Source organism: Nonomuraea aridisoli, from assembly GCF_003236395.1.
GTDB lineage: Bacteria > Actinomycetota > Actinomycetes > Streptosporangiales > Streptosporangiaceae > Nonomuraea > Nonomuraea aridisoli.
In genome coordinates this window covers 1-3,976 of record NZ_POUD01000458.1, presented here as the reverse complement: position 1 = coordinate 3,976, position 3,976 = coordinate 1, and the positions used below count along the sequence as shown (strand labels likewise).

General features: G+C 72.5%; 6 protein-coding genes. 4 read left to right on the top strand and 2 right to left on the bottom strand.

Annotated features, from left to right (window positions below):
- Together C1J01_RS46705 and C1J01_RS46700 are read right to left on the bottom strand one after the other, a co-directional pair.
- Positions 1–337, bottom strand: a 337-nt coding sequence (locus C1J01_RS46705; RefSeq protein WP_111185427.1) for a helix-turn-helix domain-containing protein, incomplete at its 3' end; no start/stop codon positions are given.
- 358 nt (positions 338–695) lie between these two features.
- The gene (locus tag C1J01_RS46700) at positions 696–1,118 is read right to left on the bottom strand and encodes a VOC family protein (protein WP_111185425.1); all 423 of its coding nucleotides are present in this window, start codon (positions 1,116–1,118) and stop codon (positions 696–698) included.
- Between the two features lie 114 nt (positions 1,119–1,232).
- Here C1J01_RS46700 and C1J01_RS46695 point away from each other — a divergent pair, with 114 nt between their 5' ends.
- The 4 genes from C1J01_RS46695 to C1J01_RS46680 all read left to right on the top strand — a co-directional run.
- On the top strand, positions 1,233–2,192 hold the full coding sequence (locus tag C1J01_RS46695) for a helix-turn-helix transcriptional regulator (RefSeq protein WP_111185429.1): 960 nt from the start codon (positions 1,233–1,235) through the stop codon (positions 2,190–2,192).
- Between the two features lie 255 nt (positions 2,193–2,447).
- Positions 2,448–2,621 carry a hypothetical protein gene (locus C1J01_RS50745; RefSeq protein WP_181449351.1) on the top strand — a complete coding sequence of 58 codons (174 nt, stop codon included), beginning with the start codon at positions 2,448–2,450 and terminating at the stop codon, positions 2,619–2,621.
- Between the two features lie 218 nt (positions 2,622–2,839).
- The gene (locus C1J01_RS46685; RefSeq protein WP_181449350.1) at positions 2,840–3,511 is read left to right on the top strand and encodes a nucleotidyltransferase domain-containing protein; all 672 of its coding nucleotides are present in this window, start codon (positions 2,840–2,842) and stop codon (positions 3,509–3,511) included.
- Between the two features lie 178 nt (positions 3,512–3,689).
- The coding region (locus C1J01_RS46680; RefSeq protein WP_438943196.1) for a hypothetical protein at positions 3,690–3,976 on the top strand (287 nt) is incomplete at its 3' end.

The window sequence follows — 3,976 nt, the reverse complement described above, 5'->3', positions numbered from 1 at the left end:
GCTGGACAAGATGTTCCAGCTCATCGAGGAGTGGTCGATCCAGCACGACAAGTGGACGGTGCTCGACCGGCTCAACGCGGAGAACATCCCCTGCGGGCCGATCCTGTCCACCAAGGAGCTGGTCGAGCGAGATGCCGAGCACGTCGGCGAGCGCCGCGATGGTGAAGAACGCGGGCGTGGCGATGCGGCCGGTCTCGATCTTGCGGAGGGTCTCGGCGGACATGCCGGCGGCCGCGGCGACCTCGACGATGCTGCGCTCGCCTCGGGCGCGGCGCAGCACCAGGCCGAGTTGCTCGCCACGGAGCCGCTCTTCGGGGGTCAGCGGAGGTCGCACCATGTCTCCACTCTATACCCGCCAATAGAAATACCGCCGCACTCCGGCGCGCCCCCCGCCGGCCGTCCGAGTGGGCCGGGCTCCGATCCGTCGCCCGGTATGTCGTCACCAGATGTTGCGGGCCCCGGCGTCGGCGATCAGGCTTCGCATGGGGACGAGCTCCTTGCACGCGACGGTGCCCAGCATCTGCCGCGACATGTGGAAGCCGAAGTCCTCCAGCTCGACGGGCGGTGAGCACCTGCTCGCTCACCCGTGCCGTCCGCCCGCCCGACCCCCTCGTGTTCTGCCATACGGGCAAGAGTTCGTACTGGCCACATTTCAGCAGGCGCACGGTGCGCCGGCTACCGGCGGGGCGCCGTCATCACACTTCGCGAGGCGCGGCGACGTCCACGACCCAGACGACGCCGTAACGGTCTTCGAGCATCCCGTACAGGGGAGCCCACGGCGCGGGCGCGAGCGGCCGCACGACGGTCGCGCCCGCGGAGAGCTTCTCCCAGTACGCGGTGATCTCCTCGGTGGTCTCGCCGCGCAGAGAGACGAAGAACGAGTTCTCCCCGCGCTGCCACGGCATCCCCGCGGGCACGTCGTAGGCCATCACATGAAAACCGTTGCCGGCGATCACCTGCCCCCACATGACCTGGTCGGCCTCGGCGGCGTCCGGCACGTTCCCGGCGTCCTTGTAGGTGACGACGGCGAGGTCACCGCCGAACACCGACCGGTAGAACTCCAGCGCCGCGCGGGCGTCGCCGCGGAAGTTCAGATGAGTCACGGACTTGACGGACATGTTCTCCTCCTGCGATTCGCATGATCGGCGCCGGACGGCCGTCCGGCGCCGAGACGGAACAGTCGCAGCAGAAGAGGCCAGGAAGTGGCCGCTACGTGCGGCAGCATGGGGCGCATGCCGAAAACCTCAGCACGACTGCTGGCGCTGCTGTCCCTGCTGCAGGCGCGCCGGGACTGGCCGGGCGCCCTGCTGGCCGAGCGGCTGCAGGTCAGCCCGCGCACCGTCCGCCGGGACATCGACCGGCTGCGCGAACTCGGCTACCCCATCGCCGCCGTCAAGGGACCCGACGGCGGCTACCGGCTGCAGGCCGGCACGGAGCTGCCGCCGCTGCTGTTCGACGACGAGCAGGCCGTCGCCCTCGCCGTCGCCCTCCGGCTCGCCACCACCACCGGCGCCGGCATCGAAGAGGCCGCGGCACGCGCGCTGACCACCGTCCGGCAGGTCATGCCCGCACGGCTGCGCCGCCGCATCGACACCCTCCACGTCACCGCCGTCGAACCGCCAGGGGCGGGCCCGCAGGCCGACAGCGGCGTGCTCATGACGCTCGGCGCCGCCGTCCACGCCCGCCAAGTGCTGCGCTTCGGCTACGCCCCCGAAGAGGAGCAGGCCCCGCCACGCCGGGCCGAGCCCCACCACCTGCTCACCTGGGGCGGACGCTGGTACCTCGTCGCCTGGGACCTCGACCGCGCAGACTGGCGCATCTTCCGCGCCGACCGGATCACCCCGCGCACCCCGGCAGGGCCCCGCTTCACCCCGCGCGAACTGCCCGGAGGCGACGTGGCCGCGTACGTGACCGGCGTCTTCCGCGGTTCCCGCGGCTCGGCCGACTGGCCCTGCCGCGGCGAGGTCATCCTCGACCTGCCCGCCGCCACCGTCTCCGCCTACACCCGCGACGCGGTCGTCGAGCCGCTCACTCCCGGCCGCTGCCGGCTCGTCCTCGGCTCATGGTCGTGGACCGGCCTGGCCGCCGCCATCGGCAGGTTCGACGCCGCCATCGAGGTCGTCGGCCCGGCCGAGCTCAAGGACGCCTTCGCCCGGCTGGCGTGCCGCTACGCCGACGCCGCCACCGCCTGACCTGGACGCCCGCGGCGCCCGGCTGAGCAACCACCCGTCCGCCGGCCGGGCCGGCCGCAGATGGCGGCGCACGTCCGGGGAGCGTGGGATGCGGGTCGTCCGCCCGTGGGACGAGCGCATGCGGGCAGAGCGGCATGTCCGGCAGCGCGCCGACGGTCACCTGGCGCAGCTTCTCGCCGGTGGACGCCCGGAAGAAGGCGACGCGCGGCACCCGCTGACCCGGCCGTACGGAGGCTGCCCGCAGCAGCTCACGGTGTGCGGCAGGAACGCCTGCCCGCCGAGGGCGAGCCGCGCCCCGAGCGCCGTACGGGTGAACAGGGCGACCCGGAAGGCCGGCCGCGTGCCGGCGCGGCTGCAGGCCCGCGCCTGGCCCTTGGAGGGGCGCCCGCCGTGCAGACCCTGCGCGAGGAGGCCCTGGAGCGGGCCTGACCCCGGCCGCGCTCGAGAGCGGCCACGCGCTTGCACCCGGCGGCCGCCTCCTGGAAGCGCCCGGCCTTGGTCGCGGCGACGAACGTGCGTACGGCTTCGAGATCCACCCCGGGATGCCTCCACCCCCGGTTGTCACCAGCCCGGCCTTCAGCCCCCACCGCTTGGAGGCGGAGGTAAATCGGTTGCGGCACGCCGCACAGGCGACCGACCATCACACGGTGGACGAACCTTCTTCCCGCGAGGTACCGGAGGCCGTCGCCTACGTACGCGACCTGCTCGACGGCCTCGGCGCCGCGTGGGTCCTGTGCGGCGGCTGGGCCGCCGACGCGTGGCTCGGCCGGCAGACCCGCGACCACGGCGACGTCGACATCGCCGTCTTCCACCACGACCAGCGCGCCGTCTTCGAGCACTTCCCCGGCTGGGCGCTGGTGGCCCACGACCCCGGCGTCCCCGACGACACCACCGAGCAGTGGAACGGCCGGCCGCTCGACCTGCCCGCCCACATCCACCTGCCCGAACTCCACAGCCCGCTGTCCACCTCGGCGACCCTGACACACACCGAGTTCGGGTTCGAGTTCCTGCTCAACGAACGTTCCGGCCACGACTGGGTCCTCAACCGCGAACACGGCATCGCCGTCCCGCTGGAACGCGCCGTCCAGACCTCCCAATGGGGGCTCGCCACGGCCGCCCCGGAGATCGTCCTGTTCTTCAAAGCCGGAGGCCACCTCACCCCGGACCAGGCGCACGCCGCGAACGACGTGCTGCGACCCCACGACGAACAGGACCTCCTCGCACTCCTGCCGATCCTCACCACGGACCGGCGCACATGGCTCGCGCACACGCTCGGCAAGACGCACCCAGGGCATCGCTGGCTGACCCACCTCCACTAACAGGTAGGTAGCGACATGGGGATTTATCCCGTCCTCCGACGGGGACCCCGCGGAGCATCCTGAAGTCGTACCGTCAACCTTTGGGGGAAGGAACGACGTGCACACCAAGCAGCGACATCCACCCGGCCTCCAGCCGAAACCATCCTGGCGGCCGCCGTCATGGAACACGCTCCTGGCGATGAGCCACGACCTCGCCGTCCGCGCCGGATGGGCCGGGCACGGCCGCGACGTGTCCTGGGTACTGTCGGCACGGCCCTCCGCCGTACCGACCGCCCGCAGGATGACCGCCGCCCGCCTCAGCGCCTGGGGCCTCACCGACCACGCCGAGGCCGCCTCACTGCTCGTGGCCGACCTGGTCGGCCAGGCCCTGCAACACCGCGCCGCCACCGTCCGGCTCGCGCTCGGCCTCACCGACGGATTCGTACGCTGCGAAGTGGACAACCCCGGCGCCCGCCACGACCACCC

Coding starts and splice junctions, on each gene's coding strand:
- C1J01_RS46700 (WP_111185425.1), bottom strand. CDS start 1,118: ATGTCCGTCAAGTCCGTGACTCATCTGAACTTCCGCGGCGACGCCCGC.
- C1J01_RS46695 (WP_111185429.1), top strand. CDS start 1,233: ATGCCGAAAACCTCAGCACGACTGCTGGCGCTGCTGTCCCTGCTGCAG.